The organism is Flavobacterium sp. AC274 (assembly GCF_979258275.1).
Window position 1 is genome coordinate 2255959 of record NZ_OZ409852.1, and the last position, 17719, is coordinate 2273677.

Annotated in this window: 16 protein-coding genes; 13 read left to right on the forward strand and 3 right to left on the reverse strand. The window is 34.9% G+C overall.

Annotated elements, in window-relative coordinates; translation table 11 throughout:
* Window positions 1-107 precede the first annotated feature (107 nt).
* The 13 genes from ACZZZT_RS10510 (at window position 108) to moaA (ending at window position 11321) form a co-directional block, all read left to right on the forward strand.
* Window positions 108-2324, forward strand: a complete 2217-nt coding sequence (locus ACZZZT_RS10510) for a molybdopterin oxidoreductase family protein (RefSeq protein ID WP_463460323.1) — start codon at window positions 108-110, stop codon at window positions 2322-2324.
* Between the two features lie 17 nt (window positions 2325-2341).
* The gene (locus tag ACZZZT_RS10515; RefSeq protein ID WP_073395193.1) at window positions 2342-2911 is read left to right on the forward strand and encodes a 4Fe-4S dicluster domain-containing protein; all 570 of its coding nucleotides are present in this window, start codon (window positions 2342-2344) and stop codon (window positions 2909-2911) included.
* Between the two features lie 11 nt (window positions 2912-2922).
* Window positions 2923-3435, forward strand: coding sequence for a QcrA and Rieske domain-containing protein (locus tag ACZZZT_RS10520; protein WP_073395192.1), 513 nt, complete (start codon window positions 2923-2925; stop codon window positions 3433-3435).
* Between the two features lie 22 nt (window positions 3436-3457).
* Window positions 3458-3706, forward strand: a complete 249-nt coding sequence (locus ACZZZT_RS10525) for a DUF6755 family protein (protein ID WP_073395191.1) — start codon at window positions 3458-3460, stop codon at window positions 3704-3706.
* Window positions 3707-3874: 168 nt separating this feature from the next.
* A complete protein-coding gene (locus tag ACZZZT_RS10530; RefSeq protein ID WP_463460324.1) occupies window positions 3875-5047 on the forward strand; it encodes a molybdopterin molybdotransferase MoeA in 1173 nt (390 codons plus the stop codon).
* A gap of 123 nt (window positions 5048-5170) precedes the next feature.
* Window positions 5171-5917 (forward strand): sulfite exporter TauE/SafE family protein, encoded by a 747-nt coding sequence (locus ACZZZT_RS10535; RefSeq protein ID WP_463460325.1) that lies wholly within the window; start codon window positions 5171-5173, stop codon window positions 5915-5917.
* Between the two features lie 173 nt (window positions 5918-6090).
* Window positions 6091-6663, forward strand: a complete 573-nt coding sequence (locus ACZZZT_RS10540; protein ID WP_042563014.1) for a molybdenum cofactor guanylyltransferase — start codon at window positions 6091-6093, stop codon at window positions 6661-6663.
* 5 nt (window positions 6664-6668) lie between these two features.
* Window positions 6669-7457, forward strand: a complete 789-nt coding sequence (cobA, locus tag ACZZZT_RS10545; protein WP_042563013.1) for a uroporphyrinogen-III C-methyltransferase — start codon at window positions 6669-6671, stop codon at window positions 7455-7457.
* A 2-nt stretch (window positions 7458-7459) separates the two neighbouring features.
* Window positions 7460-7696 carry a MoaD/ThiS family protein gene (locus ACZZZT_RS10550; RefSeq protein WP_463460326.1) on the forward strand — a complete coding sequence of 79 codons (237 nt, stop codon included), beginning with the start codon at window positions 7460-7462 and terminating at the stop codon, window positions 7694-7696.
* 10 nt (window positions 7697-7706) lie between these two features.
* Entirely contained in the window at window positions 7707-8786 is a 1080-nt protein-coding gene (gene moeB, locus ACZZZT_RS10555; protein ID WP_463460327.1) for a molybdopterin-synthase adenylyltransferase MoeB, read from the forward strand.
* Window positions 8787-8971: 185 nt separating this feature from the next.
* Window positions 8972-9403, forward strand: a complete 432-nt coding sequence (locus tag ACZZZT_RS10560; protein WP_042563010.1) for a molybdenum cofactor biosynthesis protein MoaE — start codon at window positions 8972-8974, stop codon at window positions 9401-9403.
* A 9-nt stretch (window positions 9404-9412) separates the two neighbouring features.
* Complete coding sequence (gene moaCB / locus ACZZZT_RS10565) at window positions 9413-10327, forward strand: bifunctional molybdenum cofactor biosynthesis protein MoaC/MoaB (protein ID WP_463460328.1); 915 nt, start codon at window positions 9413-9415, stop codon at window positions 10325-10327.
* The gene (gene moaA / locus ACZZZT_RS10570; RefSeq protein WP_463460329.1) at window positions 10314-11321 is read left to right on the forward strand and encodes a GTP 3',8-cyclase MoaA; all 1008 of its coding nucleotides are present in this window, start codon (window positions 10314-10316) and stop codon (window positions 11319-11321) included. The genes moaCB and moaA overlap by 14 nt, the downstream gene beginning before the upstream one ends.
* 180 nt (window positions 11322-11501) lie before the next feature.
* Here moaA and ACZZZT_RS10575 read toward each other — a convergent pair whose 3' ends face one another.
* The 3 genes from ACZZZT_RS10575 to ACZZZT_RS10585 form a co-directional block, all read right to left on the reverse strand.
* On the reverse strand, window positions 11502-12086 hold the full coding sequence (locus ACZZZT_RS10575; RefSeq protein ID WP_463460330.1) for a hypothetical protein: 585 nt from the start codon (window positions 12084-12086) through the stop codon (window positions 11502-11504).
* A 166-nt stretch (window positions 12087-12252) separates the two neighbouring features.
* Window positions 12253-13683, reverse strand: coding sequence for a rubredoxin (locus ACZZZT_RS10580; RefSeq protein ID WP_463460331.1), 1431 nt, complete (start codon window positions 13681-13683; stop codon window positions 12253-12255).
* 360 nt (window positions 13684-14043) lie between these two features.
* Window positions 14044-17562 (reverse strand): molybdopterin-dependent oxidoreductase, encoded by a 3519-nt coding sequence (locus tag ACZZZT_RS10585; RefSeq protein WP_463460332.1) that lies wholly within the window; start codon window positions 17560-17562, stop codon window positions 14044-14046.
* Window positions 17563-17719: the final 157 nt, after the last annotated feature.

Here is a 17719-nt window from a genome sequence, read left to right on the forward strand (position 1 = left end):
CTATAGCTTGTCTATAAACTAAAGTCTACACAAAGTGTGAACTTCAAACTTGAAACAAAAAAACTTGAAACAAAAAAGAAACCTGAAACAAAACAAAATAAAAAGACATGGCAAAATTACCTGTATCAACTGAAAAGATTATTGAAGATTTTGGTCCGCATTTAAATTATGCACCAAAAGATGGTTACGAAGGTAGAGATGAACCAGATAAATTGGTGAAAACACATTGTTGCTTTTGCGGGATGCAATGTGGTATTCAACTATCAGTAAAAGATAATAAAGTAGTAGGTTTTGAACCCTGGATGGAATTTCCTTTTAACGAAGGTCGTTTATGTCCAAAAGGAGTTCAGCGCTATTTGCAAAATAATCATCCTGACCGCCTTTTACATCCAATAAAAAGAGTAGAAGGAAAAGGTTTTGAGAAAACAACCTGGGATGAAGCGATGGACAAAACCGTCTCTGAAATAAAAAGAATTCAGGAAAAATACGGTAAACATGCTTTTTCGATGTTATCCGGCGTATCATTAACCAATGAAAAAAGTTATTTGGTTGGAAAATTTGCCCGTGTCGCCTTAAAAACCAGAAACCTGGATTATAACGGAAGGCTTTGCATGGTAAGTGCCGGAGCAGGAAATAAAAAAGCTTTTGGACTTGATCGTGCCTCAAACAACTATTCTGATTTAGAATATGCAGAAGTAATTATTGTTGCCGGAGCCAATATCAGCGAGACTTTTCCAACGTTAACCCATTGGATCTGGAAAGCCAGAGATCGCGGGGCAAAATTGATTGTTATAGATCCAAGAATGATTCCGTTAGCCAGAACTGCCGATGTTCATCTGGATGTAAAACCCGGAACAGATTCTGCTTTGTACGGTGCAATGCTAAAATATCTGGTGGATCACGATATGCTAGACCATGATTTTATTGATAATTATACATCAGGTTTTCAGGAAACAATTGATGCTGTAAAAGACTATACCTTAGAATGGGCAGAAGAAATTACAGGAATCGATAAATATAAAATACAAGAAGCCGCAGAATTATGGGGCAAAGCTAAAACCAGTTTTTTACTGCATGCACGAGGAATTGAACATCATTCCAAAGGAGTTGATAATGTTTTGGGATGTATCAATCTGGTTCTTGCCACTGGAAGAATTGGCAGACCTTATTGTGGCTACGGAACCATAACAGGACAAGGAAACGGACAAGGAGGAAGAGAACATGGACATAAATGTGATCAACTACCGGGAAATCGTGATATCGAAAATCCGGAACACAGAAAATATATCTCTGAGGTTTGGGGAATTGATGAAAAAGATATGCCAGGCAAAGGCCTGACCGCTTATGAAATTATAGAAGCCATTCACAGAGATGAAATCAAAGGATTAATATCGATTTGTTTTAATCCATTGGTGTCTTTGCCAAATAACAATTATGTAAGATCTGCTCTCGAAAAACTGGAGTTTTATGTTTGTATTGATTTCTTCTTAAACGAAACCGCCCGCCATGCAGATATTGTTTTAGCAGGATCTTTACAGGAAGAAGAAGAAGGAACAACAACATCTGCAGAAGGTCGCGTAATTAGAATTCGTCAGGCAGTTACACCTCCCGGAGAAGCCAGAACAGATACATCGATATTATTAGAAATAGCTAAACGATTAGGCGAAGAAGATAAATTTACATACAATGATAGTGAGGCAATATTTAATGAATTGCGTGTTGCTTCAAAAGGCGGAACAGCAGATTATTTTGGAATAACCTATAAAAAAGTAGAAGACAATATGGGTGTTTTTTGGCCTTGTCCTACAGATGATCATCCGGGAACTCCAAGATTATGGGAAGATAAAAAGTTTAAAACTCCAGATGGGAAAGCACATTTTAATCCTGCCCCATACAAGCTTCCTGGCGAAGTTACAGATGAAGAATATCCTATAACCTTGACAACAGGTCGTGTGGTTTCGCAATATTTAAGCGGCACACAAACCCGTAGAATAGGGAAACTAGTAGATCAGTTTCCGGAACCAATGCTGGAAATTCATCCCGAATTGGCAGCAAAATATGGCATAAAACAAAGAGAATTAGTGCGAGTTGCAACAAGAAGAGGAGAAGGAATTTTTCCCGCAAATATTGTAGAAACAATTCGAAAAGATACTGTTTTTATACCGTATCACTGGCCGGGTGCGAAATCAGCCAATCAGTTAACACCGGGTACATTAGATCCAATTTCTAAAATACCTGAGTTTAAAGTTTGTGCCTGTTTGTTAGATCCGTTAAAGGAAATAGCACCACCATCCAAAGACTCAGAAGCTTATGCAAGTGTTTAATCTTAAAAAACGAAACTATGAATTTAACTAATTTTAATAGAAATGAAGAGTTTTTTGTAGATCTGCAGCGCTGTATTGGCTGTAAGGCCTGTGAAATGGCTTGTGCAGAATGTGAAACAAACGGTCAGGAATCACTAATTAGCGTGAATTATGTCGAGCGTTCCTCAACAATTCAAACAACAGTGCAGGTTTGTATGCATTGCGAAGACCCTGTTTGTGCAAATGTTTGTCCCGCTGATGCTATTTCGCAAGATGAATTTGGTGTTGTTCACACAGCAAATACCGAAAGATGTATTGGCTGTTCGAATTGTGTTATGGCATGTCCGTTTGGTGTTCCTAAAAAAATGGAAGAATACGATTTAATGATGAAATGCACCATGTGTTACGACAGAACAAGCGTTGGTAAAAAGCCAATGTGCGCCACAGTTTGTCCTAGTGGAGCATTATTTTACGGTACAAGAGAACAAATTGAAGAAATGAGACCTAATAGTACGCCAATTAATACGTTCATTTTTGGACAGGAAACCGTAAAAACCAAAGTAAATATTATGATGCCAAAAGGCAGTAATGAATTAAGAATATATTAAAATCTAAATCCATGTCAAAAGAAGATAATTTAAATCAAAACTGGAAAAAAGATTTCCCAATACAAAAGCAGGAATCAACACAAGTAAGCCGACGGGATTTTGCCAAATTCCTCACTTTTGTTTCGGGTGGATTAATGATCGGAAGCGGATTTGTAGCAGCCAAAGCTTATTTATTGCCAAAAGAAAGCGTGCAAGGCGAACATTTTATTTGTGATAAGAACGAAATTCCGGTAGGAGGAACAAGAGGTTTTGTAATCGAAGGAAGTACAATTCCGTATATTTTGATACATCTCGAAAGTGGCGATTTTAGAGCTTACGAACAAAAATGCACTCATTTATCCTGTTCTGTTTTTTATAAACCCGGAACCGGAATTATACATTGTCCGTGCCACGAAGGATCATTTGATGCCATGACAGGCGATGTAATTGCCGGACCACCGCCAAGAGCTTTGCCACAACTAGAAGTGTTTTTTAAAGAAAATGCCGTTTATGTAAAAGCAATGATTCAGGAAAAAGAAAGTTAATGTCAACTAAAAACAAATTATCATGAGTACTTTTAGAAGAAGTCAGAATCGTGTAAATCCCAATAAGCTGAATAATATACTTTCGACACTTATTTTTATTTTAATTTTAAATGTCAGCATTCAGATTTGGTTGTTATATGCATCTTTAAATAACGCATTAGAAAATAATAAAGAGATCCTGTTGCCTGCTTTTGTAGCATCTGCGATTTTATTTTTTATTGGATTTTCCTGGTTGTATTATCTGCCAAAAGGAAATTTCCAAAACAAGTAATTTGATTTAAATAACATGTGAAAGCTATTTGATTGGTTTTTCTAAAAGAATTAGAAGAATTAAGCTTAAATTTATAATCTTTTTAAATTTTAGATTATTAATTAATAAAACTAAGTAAAAATACTTATATTTGCAATAAGTATTTTGCTTGTCTATAAAATAGCAGCCATGATTCAAGTCGAACAAGCCTTATCAATTATTGCAGAGAACAGCAGTACAATGCCAGTTCAAAAAATTTCAGTGCAGAAGGCATTAGGATATATTTTGGCCGAAACGATTTATTCGCCAATTAATATGCCGCCTTTTCGACAATCTGCAATGGATGGTTACGCTTTTATTCACAGCGAAAAACATCAATATGATGTAATTGGTATTTCGCAGGCAGGAGATCATGCTGATATAAAATTAAAAGAAAACGAAGCCGTACGTATTTTTACCGGAGCTTTTGTTCCTAAAAACGCTGACACTGTTGTAATGCAGGAACATGTTCTGGCAAACGAAAACTCAATTTTGATCACCAATATGCCCAAACAATTTACAAATGTTAGAGCAAAAGGAGAACAAATAGTAAAAGAGGATGTTGTTTTTGAAGCCAATACTTTGATTACGCCAGCTGCAATTGGCTTTTTAGCCTGTTTAGGAATTACAGAAGTTGAAGTTTACAAAAAAACTAAAGTTGCTATTTTAGTAACAGGTAATGAATTGGTAAAAGCAGGTAAGGAATTGCCAAAAGGAAAAATTTACGAAAGTAATTCGGTAATGCTGCAGGCAGCTCTTCAGACTATCGGAATTAAAAAAGTAAAAAGTTTTAAAGTAAAAGATAATCTTAAAGCAACGAAAAAAGCCTTAAAAAATATTCTTCCAAAATTTGATATTGTTTTAATTTCCGGTGGAATTTCTGTTGGAGATTATGATTTTGTAAAAGAAGCATTATTAGAGAATGGAGTACAAGAGCTATTTTATAAAATTAATCAAAAACCCGGAAAGCCAATGTTTTTTGGTTCAAAAAATGAAACATTAGTATTTGCTTTGCCAGGGAATCCCGCCTCATCTCTAACCAATTTTTATATTTATGTATATCCGGCAATTAAAAACAGAATGGGATTTTCGGACATTCATTTACCAAAACTAGTTCGAAAATTGAATACAGATTTTATAAATACAACCGGAAAAACATTATTTCTAAAAGCGCTTTATGATGAAACCAATGTAACAATTTTGGAAGGACAAAGTTCAGCAATGTTAAATACCTTTGCTATAGCTAATAGCCTGCTAATTGTTCCACAGGACAAAGAATCTCTTAAAAAAGATGAACAGGTGACTTTGCTGCCAATAAATTAGAATTAGATAATTGAGATAATTTGAAAATAAGATAATTGAATATGAATTGTAAAATGCGGTATGTAAAATAAAACATATCAAACTTGAAACTTGAAACAAAAATAAACCTGAAACATAATATAAATGAATCTCCTTAGTTCCGAAAATATTCTTCTGTTTAGCTTCGCTTTAATCGTGATTGCGTTTTTATACTCTAGTGTTGGGCATGGCGGTGCATCGGGATATTTGGCTTTGATGACGATTTTTGCTTTTCCGGTGGCAATTATGAAACCTTCGGCATTGCTGTTGAACTTGTTTGTTTCGAGTATTTCATTTTTCTTTTATTACAGAATGAATTATTTCAAACCAAAACTTTTTTATCCTTTTGCAATAGCGTCAGTTCCGGCTGCATTTATTGGCGGTTTTATAACTTTAGACAATACAATTTATAAGATCATTTTAGGAATTGTATTAGTTTTTGCAGCACTTAGATTGTTTGGTATTTTTAATTTTAAAGAAAAAGAAGCAGTAGAAATAAAATTACCTTTTGCACTAGCGATTGGTTTTGCAATTGGTTTATTGTCAGGAATGTTAGGAATTGGCGGAGGAATTATCCTGAGTCCGATTTTATTATTTTTAGGATGGGCTTCGGTAAAAGAATCGGCAGCTATTTCGAGTTTGTTCATTTTTGTGAATTCATTTGCAGGAATGCTGGGGTTCTTTTTAGGAGGAAAAACAGTTCCGATGGAGAGTTTTTATTTAGTTCCGATTGCAGTTGTAGGAGGAGTTTTGGGCGGATTTTACGGAAGTGGTAAATTTTCAAACAAAACATTAAAAATGGTTTTGGGAGCAGTAATTTTAATGGCAAGCATAAAATTGATTTTTCCGTAAAATTGAAAATTGAATGTAAATATACATAACGGACTCCACGGTTGAAACCGCGGGCTATGTCTGAAAAACGATTACAAGAAATGCTAGGAACATAGCCAACGGTTTCAACCGTCGGGACAAAGATTGGCAAAAACTGAAACCTGAAACAAAAATAACCTGAAACAAAAAAAGCCATGGAAACATTAAAAGTTTTTATTCTTTGCGGAGGAAAAAGTTCTCGAATGCAGTCAGAGAAAGGATTGGTTTTGTTTCAGAACAAACCGTTTATAGAACATATAATTCAGGCAATTTTGCCTATTACAGATAATATTACGTTAATTACAAATACAAAAGAATACGATTATTTGCCGTATACAAAAATACCGGATATTGTGACAGATAAAGGCCCGTTGGGAGGGATTTACACAGCACTATCGAATTCTGAATCTGAATTTAATTTGATTTTAAGTTGTGATATTCCATTAATTTCAACCGAATTATTGTCGGAATTAATTTCAAAACAAAATGAGGAAGCTGAAATTTCGGTTTTTGCTTCAGAGAGCAGAATGCATCCGTTAATCGGAATTTATTCAAAGAAAGTATTGCCTGTTATCAAAAGCGCAATTGATAACGACGATTTAAAAATGATGAATCTAATTGCGAATGTTCCGCATCAGATTATCAAAATTGACGAAAGTGAAAACTTTCATTTAACTAATATTAATTCGGCAGACGAATTAAACGATCTGAATATCAATTTAAGTTAAAAGTTATGCGAAATTCAAAAACACCCAAATTAACGATTGTAGGCGCAGGTCCCGGTGACGCTGAATTGATTACTTTAAAAGCAATTAAAGCCTTAGAAAATGCCGATGTGGTTTTGTACGACGCATTGGTAAATGAAGAATTATTGCAATATGCGACAAAAGCAGAAATTGTTTTTGTGGGTAAACGTTTGGGGTGTCATGCTTACACGCAGGACCAGATTAACGAATTGATTGTGTCAATGGCCAATCGGTATGGTCATGTTGTTCGCTTAAAAGGCGGCGATCCTTTTATATTTGGAAGAGGAAGTGAAGAAATTGAATATGTAGAAAAATTTGGTCTGGAAACAGCCATTGTTCCCGGAATTTCATCTGCTTTGGGCGTTCCGGCTTCGGTTGGAATTAGTTTAACGCAACGCCAGATTGCCGAAAGCTTTTGGGTAATTACCGGAACAACTTCAAATCATAAATTGTCTAAAGACATTCATTTGGCTTCAAAATCGGCTGCGACCGTAGTTATTTTGATGGGAATGCATAAATTAGAAGAAATTATTTCTATTTATAAAGAAAACAGAACGGATGATTTGCCAATTGCCATTATCCAAAACGGAACAAAAAATACTGAACAAAAAGTGGTTGGAACTATCAGTTCAATTGCTAAATTGGTATCAGAAAATAAAATTTCTTCGCCGGCCATTATTGTCATTGGCGAAGTAGTGAAAAATACCTCAAAATTAACTTCTTATTTTCAGGAACATTTTGATGACGAATTTATTTTTCAGAATTTAAATTTATAAAAATGATTGAGATTAAATATTTTGGAGCTGTCGCTGAAAAAACCAAATGCGAGTTTGAAAAGATAGTTTCTTCTGAAATTTCATTGCAGGAATTACTGCTGGATTTAGAAGAAAAATATCAATTTAATTCACTGTCATTTAGTGTAGCAGTAAACCAGAAAATAGTACCAAAAGCAACAGAATTTACTTTGAAAACAAGTGATGTAGTAGCTTTATTGCCTCCGTTTGCAGGAGGATAAAACAAAATTTATGAATACATCTGAACGCTATAACAGACAAATTATTCTTCCGGAAATTGGAGAAGTTGGGCAGCAGAAATTATTAAAAGCAAAAGTTTTGGTAATTGGCGCGGGTGGCTTAGGTGCTGCCGTATTGCCTTATTTGGCGGCGGCAGGCGTTGGCGAAATCGGAATTGTAGATGATGATGTTATCGAAATTTCAAATTTGCATCGTCAGGTAATTTATAAAAGTTCGGCTGTTGGAAAATACAAAGTCGATGAATCTAAATTGATGATTTCTGAATTGAATCCATTGATAAAAGTAAATGCGATTTCAGAAAAATTGTCTGGCAAAAATGCTATTTCGTTATTTGAAAAATATGATATTATTGTTGATGCGACTGATAATATATTTATAAAATATTTAATAAATGATGCCTGTTTAGTTACAGATAAACCAATGGTTTATGGTTCTGTTTTCAGGTTTCAGGGTCAGGTTTCAGTCTTCAATTATCAAAACGGACCCACTTACAGATGTTTGTTTCCGGATGAAAACACGCAATCGTTAAATTGTGAAGATGCCGGAGTTATTGGAATTTCTGTTGGAATTATTGGAATGCTTCAAGCGAATGAAGTGATCAAAATGATTCTGGGAATTGGAGAAGTAATGAGTGGTAAAGTGCTGGTTTATAATATTTTGAATAACAATCAGCAAAAGTATGACTTTGAAAAGAATACTACTGTTGTAATGGATAAAGAAGCTTTTGAAGAAAAGTATAAAGTAGTTGAAAATCAGGTTGAAGAAATTTCTGTTTCAGCAATTTTAAATGAAATTGATAATCACGAAGTTCTTTTTCTGGATGTTAGAAATGACGATGAGGTTCCGAAAATGAATTTCAAAAATGGTATACAGATTCCGTTAACGAATTTAGAAAACGAATTCAAAAAACTGAATCCAAATCAAACGATTTATGTTTATTGCCAATCCGGAATCAGAAGTAAAATAGCAGTAGAATTGCTTCAGAAAAAAGAATTCAAAAATGTAAAAAGTATTGCCGGAGGAGCTTTGGCAATGAAGCAATTATTGAAAGAAGAGAAACTAAGCTTATAAAAGATAGCACACAGATTCAACGGATTAAACAGATTGAACACAGATTTTTAATTTTAAATTCGTGTAATTGCTTCGCCTGTTCGATATCGCTCGGGTCTTAAAAAAAAATCAGTTAAAATCTGTGTAAATCTGTGGGCCAACTCGCAATCTATTTTATAATAATCAGTGGCAAAAAAATAAAAAAAATGAGTAAAAATGTATTTGTAGAAGGACCAATTGCTCCTGAATTTATAGCAGAATCTATCGCAAAACATCAATCGAAACATACGATTGGTGCGCACAATATTTTTCTGGGTCAGGTTCGTGCCGATGTGATTCACGATAATACTGTAGTGGCGATCGATTATTCGGCTTATACCGATATGGCAAACGAAGCTTTACACGCGATTCGAGAAAAAGCATTCGCTAAATTCGATTTGACCTGTATGCATATTTATCACAGTTTAGGTGTGGTAAAAGCGGGCGAAATTTGTTTATTCGTTTTTGTTTCGGCAACGCGACGCAAACAGGTTTATGAAGCGACGGAAGCTATTGTAAACTGGATAAAAACCGATGTGCCTATTTTTGGTAAAGAAATGTTTGAAAACGATACATTCACCTGGAAACAAAATACCTAACAAAATATAATGGTAGATATTACGCATAAAATAAGCACGTTAAGAGCTGCAACAGCCACAGCAATTGTAAAAGTTAGTAAACAGGAAACAATTGATGCTGTGGTGAATAATTTGGTTCCGAAAGGCAATGTACTTGAAATGGCAAAAACAGCAGGATTATTTGCTGTAAAAAATACGCATTTGTCGATTCCGGATTGTCACCCGATTCCAATAGAATTTACTTCGGTAGCATATAAAATTGAAGGTTTAACAATTCAGATTATCTTCAATGTAAAAACTGTTTACAAAACCGGAGTTGAGGTCGAGGCGATGCACGGCGCGTCTATCGTGGCGCTGACGATGTACGATATGCTGAAGCCAATTGATAAAGAGATTGAAATTTCGACTATCAAATTAGTGAATAAAGAAGGCGGAAAATCTTCTTTTAAAAATAAATTTCCAAACGCAATAAAAGCGGCAGTTTTTGTTTGTTCCGATTCGATTTTTGCAGGCGAAAAGGAAGATCGTTCCGGAAAAATTATTGTTGAAAAATTAACTTCTTACGGAGTTGAAACAACACATTATGAAATTATTCCTGATGAAATTGATATTATTCAGGAAAGAACAAAGGCTTTCGCCGAAGAAAATCAGTTGGTAATTTTTACCGGGGGAACCGGATTATCACCAAGAGACGTAACTCCCGAAGCATTATTGCCATTACTGGAAAGCAGAATTCCGGGAATTGAAGAAGCAATTCGCGATTACGGACAACAAAGAATGCCATACGCAATGTTATCTAGAACAGTTGCAGGAACATTAGGAAAAAGTTTGGTTTTGGCTTTGCCGGGATCAACAAACGGAGCCAGAGAATCAATGGACGCTGTTTTTCCGCATGTAATGCACGTTTTTCACATTTTAAAAGGAAAAAATCATGACACCCTCTAAAGCCATTTTAACGGATGATTTTGGGCGAAAACACAATTATTTGCGTATTTCGTTGCTGGAGAAATGCAATTTGCGTTGTACGTATTGCATGCCTGCTGATGGGATCGCATTGTCTCCAAAAGCAAGTTTAATGACTGCCGAAGAGATTTTTGCTTTAGCCCAGACTTTCGTAGAAAATGGTGTTGATAAAATTAGATTAACTGGCGGTGAGCCTTTATTAAGAAAAGATTTCCCGGAGATTATTGCGAAATTATCAACTTTAAAAACGTCGCTTTCGATTACCACAAACGGAATTTTAATTGATCGTCATATTGATGCTTTAAAGCAGGCTAACATCAAAAAAATCAATTTGAGTTTAGATACTTTGGTTGCATCAAAATTTCATTCTGTAACACTTAGAGATCAGTTTGAAAAAGTAATTAGTAATTTGCATTTGCTTTTAAATCATGATTTTACGGTAAAAGTTAATGTGGTTTTGATGAAAGGTTTTAATGATAATGAAATTATAGATTTTATTAAATTAACCCAGCTTTTGCCAATATCAGTTCGGTTCATTGAGTTTATGCCTTTTGCCGGAAACGAGTGGGACAGAAGTAAAATGGTTTCTCAAAATGAGATTTTATCACAGGTAGAAAGTGTTTTTTTATCTGAAGAAATTCAGAAATTAGAAGACGAAAAAAACTTTACAGCGAGAACATACAGAATAAAAGGTTTTCAGGGCGATTTCGGAATTATAAGTTCTATTACAAATCCGTTTTGTGATGGCTGCAACAGAATTCGCCTGACTGCAAACGGGAAAATTAAAAATTGTCTTTTTTCTAATTCTGAAACTGATTTGCTGACACCTTTTAGAAACGGTGAATCTATCGAAAACTTAATTTCCGCATCGATCAAAAACAAAAAGAAAGTCAGAGCCGGGATGGTTACGATTGAAGAAATGGACGATCCTTCTTTGCATTTTGATAATCGCAGTATGATTGCAATTGGGGGATGATTCCTTCGACTTCGCGAGTGCATTGTCATTTTGAGGAACGAGAAATCACAGTCGTAACGCTACAAAGATTGGCGATTTTGATTGCGGAGCTTCTTGTGTGATTTCTCGTTCCCCGAAATGACAAATCAGATGCTTAAAACAAAAAAGGCTCAACTCCATTAAAGTCAAACCTTTCTATTCTTATTTTTTCTTCTTCGATTTTGCTTTACTATTTTTCTTTTTTTCAAGCTTTTTTAGTTTCGCCTTAGCTTTTTCTTTCTCTTTTTTTGCTTTTTCTTTCTTTTTAGTTTCAGCTTTTAGTTTTGATTTCTTTTCTTTTTCCAGTTTTTTTATAACGGCTTTAATCTCTTTTTCTCTTCTTTTAGCTTTTTCTTTTTTCTCTTTTTGCTTGTTTTTAGCATCTTTCAACTTATCTTTTATGCTCTTTAAAACGGTTATTTCCTGATTATCAGTTGGGAGTTGTTCGTCAGCTTTTTTATCAATAGTAGAGATTTCTATAATTTCAGGAGTTATTGTTCCTGTCTTTGCAGTTGATCCCGTCGTTCTTTTTATAATTGCTTTTGGAGTATTTGCAGAAGCTGGTTTTACAGGTGTTTTTGCTGTTGCCGCAGGTGCTTTTGTTGTGGTTCTCGGTGCTCTCTTAACAGGTGTTTTTATAAGAGGCTTATCCGTTTCCGGAGTACTTTCTGTAATTGGCGCTACAGGTTCCTCTGCAGGAATATCTGTGTTTTTTGTGGCTGATGTTCTTGGTGTTCTTTTTATCATAATGGTATTTTTAGTTGAGTAAATTGATTTCACTAAGAGAAAATAAGTTGTTATTTCATCAAAAGATAAATTCTTAGCTAGTTAAATTTAAGCAATAATTAAATACAAGAATGTTAAGATTTTTATAAGTCGTTTATTATAATTATTTCATTTAAAAATAGTTCCTTTAATTTTCTGCAATTTCTAAAATCCTGAAGTTACTCTTTGGAGCTTCACAAAGTGAGCAGCAATAGTTTTCGGGCAAATCAGTAAACAAAATGCCTTTTGGAATATTTTGGCTTTCGTCTCCGTATTCTGATTTATAAAGCGTTAGGCATTCCTGGCATTGATAGATATCCAATTGTGTTTTCTCTTTTTTCTGTGGGTTTTCGGCTATTTCAGAAGTAGAATTTCCGAGTTCATCGAAATATTTTCGGCTCAATTCAATTAAAATTGTGGGCAATTCAAGTTTGTCAATATCTTGTGAATGCACGATATATTCTCTGGTATTTGGATCGAAATTCTTCGCATACAAAACATTATAAGTATCCCTGATTTTTATGGATTCTAAATCTTTTGGCAAATCATTTTTTTCGACCACAACCGAAGTAAAATAGTGTCCGTCGCGATTGTATTCTGATATTCCAAACGTTAATCCATAAGTACTAATATCAAATTGATCTAACGTACGAACTAAAAATGTTTTAAGATTCAAAGCCCATTCCATCGCAACAGGCAAATGCCAGTTCAGTTCCAGTAAAGAATGGCGAACATTAATTCCTTTTTTGCCCAGGAATTTTTCCCATTCCAGTTTTCGATCTTTCGGAATTCCTTTTATAATAAATGATTTCCAGGGCGTGATGCAGATTTTTCCAATTTTGCAGTCAAAACACAAATCACACATTTCTTTCAGGAAATCCAGATCGTATAAATTATTTCTCCAATATAAACCCAGCCAATATTGATCAATTCCCATTCGGTTCATGCCTTCATAATACGGAAAAGGATAAAACGGAACATTTAAAGGTTTGTCAATTGTTCTGTTGTTGGTGTCTAAAATTTCACTAACCAAACTAAAAATCATATCAATTCCGTATGATTCTTCGTCTACGATTTTCTCAATTTCATAATAGAATTTTGCAATATCCCAACTGTAAATCAATACGGGATAAACTTCCATGCGTTCCCATTTTGGCAAACGAATATATAAAAACCAATAATCTTCATGCTCTGAAGCAATGAAATTAAGATGACCGGTAAACAACGGAACCAGTTGTTGTTTAGGATCTGTGATATTTACTTTTAATTTGGGCTGTTCTTTAAATTGTTCTAAAATATATAAAAACATATTGCCGGTAAGCCAGTTTGTATTCCTGAAAATATCAGTAGAAACATAGGAAGAAACAATATTATTACCGCTTGTTTGATCGGGAAAAACAAAATGATGTTTACCCAATTTTTCTTTATCTGAAGATTTTAACCCTTTCGGGAAAATAATATCTTGTCGGGAACCAAAGGAAATCGAATCTAAACCCTGATCCATAGCAATATTAACTACTTCCCGCAATTCTCCCGGCGAAATAACGCCTCCTTTTACTATAAGTCTTGTCAATTCCATATATTTATTTGTTTCAGGTTTTCTTTTGTTTCAGGTTTTCTTTTTTGTTTCAGGTTTCAGGTTTTTTTAGTTTCAGGTTTTTGGATTGTGTTGATCTAACCGCAAAGGTCGCAAAGGTTTTTCGCAAAGTTTCGCAGAGTTTTTTAGTTTATGTTTACTAAATAGTCAAAGTTCGCAAAGCTTTGAATAAAGATTTTAGCGTTTAGCTTTGTGAACTTTTTTCGATAGAAAACAAACTTTACACACAGTATATAAGCCTTTGCGAAACTTTGCGAAAAACCTTTGCGACCTCTGCGGTAAAATTTATGTTCAAAGCAAAGTAACTTGAAACATGAAACTAAAAAAACTTGAAACATTTTTTTAAACTTTACACTTTGCTAATATCTCTTTTACTTCTGTTTTACAACTTCCGCAACCCAATCCTGCACCAGTATTTTTACATAAATCGGTAAAATTGTTAACACCACTTTTAATGGTTTCTTCAATATTTCCGGCTCCAACCTGACTGCAGGAACAAACTAATTTTCCTAGAACTGGTTTTGCGTTTGAACTTCCTCTTAGAAGAGAATTACGTTTGTCTGATAATTCGATTTTGCTTTCAATCATCGTTTTAAATTCGGCAAACTCATTTTTGTCGCCCATTAAAATCGCGCCAACAAGCAAATCATCTTTTACAATACATTTTTTGTAATAGCGTTTTTTTAAATCGGCAAAAACAATTTCTTCGTATGAATCATCATTTTCGGGAATTTCGATATCGCCAATGCTGCACAGGTTTATATCTTCTAATTTTAAAATATTCATAAGAATCGAACCTTTGTAATAACTGCTAATATCACCAGCCAAAAAGTTGGCTAAAATATCAGCCTGCTCTTCGGCGGCAGAAGTGATTCCGAATAATTTATTATCAAATTCAGCTATTTCTCCAATAGCAAAAATATCCGGATTCGACGATTGTAAATATTGGTTTACCTTTACACCGCGACCACAAATCAAACCTGTTTCGCGGGCAATTTCAATGTTTGGAATTGTTCCGATAGTATACACAATCGCATTTGCTGTGATAATTCTTCCACTTTTTAAAGCAATTTCTATTTCATTGTCATTCTCAGTTTCAAAAACAGTACTCACTTCATTATCAAAGTAAATTTGTATATCACGAAGCTGAACTTCTTCGGCCAGTAATTTACTCGAAATTCGGTCTAATTGACGTTCCATCAAACGTGAAGCCCTTTGGATAATAGTAATTTTTACCTTTTTATGTTTTAAGGCGGCTGCCAATTCTAATCCCAGTAAACCACCGCCAATGATAACAACATGTTGCTCTTCGGTAGGTAAATTGGTATTGTCCAGGTATTTTTTTAAACGATCGGCATCTTCTTTTCGTCTCACGGTAAATCTGCCGGGTAAATGAAGCTGGGCATTTTCAGGCACAAAAGGACGGCTTCCGGTCGCCATAATCAATGAATCAAAAGTATGCAGATTGCCCAGATTATCTAAAACCGTTTTGTCATTTGCGTTTATTTTATCAATTGCCACGCCGGCATTCATGGTGATTTTTAGCTTGTTTAAAGCTTCTCCATCTTTTACTTTTAAAAGTTGTTCCCAGGTAAATTCACCCGTCATATATTCAGGAAGCAATACGCGATTGTAAAACGGGTTTACTTCATTCGAAAAAACAATAATTTCGTCGGTAGAATTGAATTCACGATAGTTTTGAATGAATCGAAAAGAAGCAGCTCCTGCGCCAACGATAACAATTTTTTGAAAAGGTTTTACATATTTGGTAATTGCAACTGTAGTATATTTAAAATCAGGTTCTTTTGAAACCGGATCAACAACCGTATTGGTTAGATTATTGGTTCTGTTTAAATCATTTTCGAGTTGTTTTCCCCAATGCATTGGCAGAAAAACTACTTTTTCTTTTATAGTATCCGTGACTTTTGCTTTTACCCTAACTTCTCCGTTTTTACTCGAAACGGTAACAATATCACCATTTTTAATGTCATTTTTATACGCATCGATTGGGTTAATTTCTAAAACAGGACTTGGTGTATGCGTCATTAATCGCGATACTTTTCCGGTTTTGGTCATCGTATGCCATTGATCGCGAACCCGGCCTGTTGTGAGAATAAATGGATATTGCGGGCTTGGCTGCTCTGAAGTATTTTCAATTACTGTTGGTAAATTGAAAATTGCTTTTTGCGATGGTGTATAAAACTTTTTGTCCGTAAATAGGCGAGGAGTTCCCGGATGTCCGTAATCTGGAACAGGCCATTGAAAAGTACCTTCGGTTTTTAAACGATGATAATTTAAAAATGAAATATCAATGTTGGTATTTTTGGTTAATGCGCAATGTTCTTTGTAAATTTCTTCGGCGCTATTAAAATTGAAACCGTTGAAATTCATTTTTTTAGCGAAACGAATTAAAATCTCAATATCCGGAAGTGCTTCTCCGGGAGCGTTTATTCCTTTTGGTAAATAGGATATACGACGTTCAGAATTGGTCATTGTGCCTTCTTTTTCTAACCAGCCGGCGGCAGGCAATAATAAATCGGCATATTTTGAAGTATCTGCATTATGCGAGATATCCTGAACTACGACAAATTTGGCATTTTGTAACGCTTTTTCGATTCGGCGTGAATCCGGCAAACTTACTAACGGATTGGTGCAGATAATCCAAACGGCTTTCATTTTTCCAGATTCCAATGCTTCAAACATTTCTGTTGCAGTTAAGCCCGGTTTGTCTGAGATTTCATCAACACCCCAAAAATCGGCCACTTCCTTACGATGTTCCGGATTTGCAATATCTTTATGCGCGGCCAAAAGTGTTGCCATTCCGCCAACTTCTCGTCCGCCCATTGCATTGGGTTGTCCGGTTAAAGAAAATGGTCCGGAACCCGGTTTACCAACTTGCCCCGTTAATAATGATAAGTTTAGTAAAGCCGTATTTTTATCAACGCCAACAGCACTTTGATTCAATCCCATTGCCCAAAGCGAAATAAATCCTTTTGCTTTACCAATAATATCTGCAGCAAGTTTGATGTCGTTTACAGAAATTCCGCAAAGTTTTGAAGCTTTTTCTAACGAAGTGCCTAAAACTAAATCTTTATATTGTTTGAAATTTTCGGCATTGTTTTTTACAAAATCATGATCAACGTGTCCTTTTTCGATAATGCGTCTCGCAATAGCATGATACAATATAATATCAGATCCGGGAATAATCTGCAAATGCAAATCGGCGAAAGCCGCTGTATCGGTTCGCCTCGGATCAATTACTATGATTTTTATTTTCGGATTTTTCTCTTTGTGTTTTTCTATTCTTCGAAATAAAATAGGATGGCACCAAGCGGGATTTGCGCCGGTAATCAGGAAAGTATCTGCCAATTCAATATCATCATAAGCAATTGGAACAGAATCTTCTCCAAAAGTTTTTTTATAACCCACAACCGCCGAACTCATACAAAGTCTGGAATTGGTATCGATATTATTAGTTTTCAGAAATCCTTTTACGAGTTTGTTTACCAGATAATATTCTTCGGTTAAACATTGCCCTGAAATATAAAAACCAACGCTGTCAGGACCATGTTTTTTGATAATTGAAGTAAAAACGGCAGCGGCGCGATCAAGAGCTGTATCCCAAGTCACGCGTTCAAGCGGATAAGATTTACTGCCTCGCATTTCGGGATATAAAATTCTATCTGAAGTATCATTGACTACGTAATGCAAATTCATCCCTTTAGAACACAACATTCCTTTATTTACCGGGTGGTCTTTGTCGCCCGTTACCATAACACCATTTTTAGCGTCATTAGTAACGATAATTCCGCAGCCGACGCCACAATATGAACAGGTAGTTTTGATTTTGGTATTTTGCATTACAGCTTCTTTTTTAAATACAACTATAGTAATTATGCCCAGTCCTAAATGCCTCACGTATTTGACTTAGACAAAAATAAGTATTTTTACGTATAAATACGTATTTTTTGAAATTATTTTTCTATTTTTGATGAAAATAAATGAGGAACAACAAATT

Coding starts and splice junctions, on each gene's coding strand:
- ACZZZT_RS10520 (WP_073395192.1), top strand. CDS start 2,923: ATGTCAAAAGAAGATAATTTAAATCAAAACTGGAAAAAAGATTTCCCA.
- ACZZZT_RS10525 (WP_073395191.1), top strand. CDS start 3,458: ATGAGTACTTTTAGAAGAAGTCAGAATCGTGTAAATCCCAATAAGCTG.
- ACZZZT_RS10510 (WP_463460323.1), top strand. CDS start 108: ATGGCAAAATTACCTGTATCAACTGAAAAGATTATTGAAGATTTTGGT.
- ACZZZT_RS10530 (WP_463460324.1), top strand. CDS start 3,875: ATGATTCAAGTCGAACAAGCCTTATCAATTATTGCAGAGAACAGCAGT.
- ACZZZT_RS10540 (WP_042563014.1), top strand. CDS start 6,091: ATGGAAACATTAAAAGTTTTTATTCTTTGCGGAGGAAAAAGTTCTCGA.
- ACZZZT_RS10585 (WP_463460332.1), bottom strand. CDS start 17,562: ATGCAAAATACCAAAATCAAAACTACCTGTTCATATTGTGGCGTCGGC.
- cobA (WP_042563013.1), top strand. CDS start 6,669: ATGCGAAATTCAAAAACACCCAAATTAACGATTGTAGGCGCAGGTCCC.
- ACZZZT_RS10535 (WP_463460325.1), top strand. CDS start 5,171: ATGAATCTCCTTAGTTCCGAAAATATTCTTCTGTTTAGCTTCGCTTTA.
- moeB (WP_463460327.1), top strand. CDS start 7,707: ATGAATACATCTGAACGCTATAACAGACAAATTATTCTTCCGGAAATT.
- ACZZZT_RS10575 (WP_463460330.1), bottom strand. CDS start 12,086: ATGATAAAAAGAACACCAAGAACATCAGCCACAAAAAACACAGATATT.
- moaCB (WP_463460328.1), top strand. CDS start 9,413: ATGGTAGATATTACGCATAAAATAAGCACGTTAAGAGCTGCAACAGCC.
- ACZZZT_RS10580 (WP_463460331.1), bottom strand. CDS start 13,683: ATGGAATTGACAAGACTTATAGTAAAAGGAGGCGTTATTTCGCCGGGA.
- ACZZZT_RS10550 (WP_463460326.1), top strand. CDS start 7,460: ATGATTGAGATTAAATATTTTGGAGCTGTCGCTGAAAAAACCAAATGC.
- moaA (WP_463460329.1), top strand. CDS start 10,314: ATGACACCCTCTAAAGCCATTTTAACGGATGATTTTGGGCGAAAACAC.
- ACZZZT_RS10515 (WP_073395193.1), top strand. CDS start 2,342: ATGAATTTAACTAATTTTAATAGAAATGAAGAGTTTTTTGTAGATCTG.
- ACZZZT_RS10560 (WP_042563010.1), top strand. CDS start 8,972: ATGAGTAAAAATGTATTTGTAGAAGGACCAATTGCTCCTGAATTTATA.